We start from the raw sequence: 2,535 nt of genomic DNA, 5'->3' as shown, positions 1-2,535 counted from the left end.
GGATTGCTTGCGGCGATGAGCGAATAGAAGGCATCGTAGTTGTTGCCCTGCCCGGTATTACCTACCCCTGATGGCTGCGACGAGACATCCCTGCTGGCCTGAAAGGTGACCAGTGAGCGCGGCCCACGGTGACTGAAATTGGCGTCGTAGCCGGTGCCGAAGAAGCGATTCCTGACGTTCGCCGCTAGTCGCGTACGCGGATCCGGCGTCCAGTCGACGCCGAATCCGCGCGTGAAATTGCGCTGCTGCTGGACGCTGACGTAGTCGTTCGACTCCTGCCCGCCGAGAAGTGAAAACTGAAACTGCGGGTTGAAGCGGTACGATAGTCGAACGCCATAACTGCTCGAGTCGTAGTTCCTGCCGGAACCGTACTCGTTGGACTGACTGCTTGCATTCAGCCCCCAGGTGAGGTGACTCCAGCGAGTGGTACCGTTGAGCGTGCCCACCCACTGCGTGGACTGCAGGCTGGGCACCAGGTTCGACTTTGAATCCGTGGTTGTCGCCGTGTAGCGCACGACATACTCGGCCCAAGTGTGCAACCTCCCCTTGATGTACGGCGAAAGGGAGTAGTACGAAGTTTCGGTCCGGTTATTGTCTACGTTGGCAATGCTCGGTGAAACCGGACCGAAGGCTGAAATGTACTGCTGCGAGATGACTCCGGTGGCATCGATGAAGAAAAAGTCCTCGATCGCCTCGACACTGCCGATCGCACTCAGCGCATTCTGACGGTTGTTCGACGAGGACTCCCGGGCGTACAAGTTCTGCGTAAGCGAGTAGTTCAAACGCAGGCTGGCACGGTTGCCTTTGCCCTCGATCGCGATACCTGGGCTGATGCCGGTAACCGAATCGCTCGTCGGGTTCTTGGCCGAGAGAAGAACATTGTTGGTCAGCGTTTCGTTGACCGCGAGGTTCGGCGTGATTCGCCAATTCGCTGCGTGTACCGGGATGGCGACAGAAACCAGCGCTACACCAAGCAGCAAGGTCTGCCCGGGATTGTGCTGCCACCAGCAGTTCGCAGCGCAATCGAACGAGCGTCGATCGACCGCCGAGCGCGGACGATGGGGTCCTGAACCTGGGGCACGCCCCTCTCGTTCAAGCCCCATTGGAACCATCTGAACCGTAGCCGTAGCCGTAGCCATAGCCATAGCCATAGCCATAGCCATAGCCGTAGCCATCCTGGGCGCCTGCTCGCGCCTGGTTGAGCAGCATCAGCTTCACCGGGCACGAGTCGATGGCGGCCAGAGCGTGCTTGACATCTTTGCGAGAGGTGCTTTCGGCACGCACCACAACGACCACCTGCCCCATGTGGGTCGCCAGTACACGTGACTCGGTAGTCATCAGCAGCGGCGGCGAATCGAAGATAATGATCCGGTCCGGATAGCGGGTGGCCATTTCCTCGAGCAGGTTGACCATGGCACCACTGGCCAGAAGTTCGGTGGCGCGGGCGTGCTGCGTGCCGCTCGGCAGGATGCTCAGCGTTTCGACGTTGGTCTTCATCAGCACCTGAGAAAGCTCGATCGACTCGTCGGTCAACACGTCGAGCAGGCCAGGCGATGGTGGCAAACCGAGCATCTTCAGCACCGAGGGCTTCGGCACGTCGGCATCGACCAGCATCACGGTGTTGTCCATTTCCATGGCGATGCTCATCGCGAGATTGATCGCGGTAAAGCTTTTTCCCTCGCCGGAAAGCGCGCTGGTGACCATGATCAGGTTGCCGCTCTTTACCGGCGCCGCACCCTTGCCCATGGCGTTGGCGATCAAGGGGCGCTTGATGACGCGATACTGATCGGCGATCTGGGAGCGTGGCGCGTCCGGGCTGATCAAACCACGAGCGGAAAGCGCATTCAGGTCCAGCTCGATGCGGCGAGAAACCGGCCCATCCTCGGGCCGGCACACCTCAACGGGCTTGTCCATCTCGTCCCGCTGTCGCTTCAACTGCGAGGCCGCCGCCACCTGGACGCGAACACTGCTGGGTTCCGGAGGCACTTGCTCGGCGCCAGCCGGCGAAGCGGGAATATCCACGCCCGCCTTGCGCAGTTGTGCCAGACGCTTCGCAGCTTGTTCAATGAGGCTCATCGCTTTTCCTCAGGCAACACGGGCAGAAAAGAAGAACAAGGCGACCAGCCCCGCACCATAGACACCGACCAGCGAGATACAGGCCGCCGCAAAGCGGAGCAAGTCGCGCTTTTCACGGCGTTTCGTCGCCTCGTCGGCGAGCATGGACACCGTCCCCAGCAGCGGCAAGCCGCAGGCTTCCCGCAAGGCACGTGAATCGAAGAATACCGGGCGGAGCTGACTCGCCGCAAAGGTGACGGCAATGCCGGCAGCCAATGCGATGAGCAAGGTCAGCGGGAGAAAGAGCGTGCGATTGGGAGCCACCGGTTTCGGCGACACCCGCGGCGGATCGATCAGGCGGAAGTCCACCCCGACGCTGGCGTCCATCTCGCTGCCCATGGTGGCCGATTCACGGCGCTTGACCAGTTGTTCATAGTTCGACTTGTTGATGTCGTAGTCGCGATTGAGCTGGGTAAACTC

General features: G+C 60.8%; 3 protein-coding genes. All 3 read right to left on the bottom strand.

Translation table 11 applies throughout. The annotated features are described in order from the left end of the window. The coding region (locus tag RUW20_RS10520) for a TIGR03016 family PEP-CTERM system-associated outer membrane protein (protein WP_313952161.1) at positions 1-980 on the bottom strand (980 nt) is incomplete at its 3' end. A gap of 112 nt (positions 981-1,092) precedes the next feature. Beyond that, positions 1,093-2,076, bottom strand: coding sequence for an XrtA-associated tyrosine autokinase (locus RUW20_RS10515; protein ID WP_313952160.1), 984 nt, complete (start codon positions 2,074-2,076; stop codon positions 1,093-1,095). Positions 2,077-2,085: 9 nt separating this feature from the next. Beyond that, positions 2,086-2,535, bottom strand: a 450-nt coding sequence (locus RUW20_RS10510) for a GNVR domain-containing protein (RefSeq protein WP_313952159.1), incomplete at its 5' end; no start/stop codon positions are given.

Origin of the sequence: Accumulibacter sp. (assembly GCF_032229525.1) — a bacterium.
Classification (GTDB): Bacteria; Pseudomonadota; Gammaproteobacteria; order Burkholderiales; family Rhodocyclaceae; genus Accumulibacter.
This window is presented reverse-complemented; position numbering and strand designations above follow the sequence as displayed.

What these genes read in the sequence shown, in the direction of transcription:
- RUW20_RS10515 (WP_313952160.1), bottom strand. Translation starts at nt 2,076, where the DNA reads ATGAGCCTCATTGAACAAGCTGCGAAGCGTCTGGCACAACTGCGCAAG.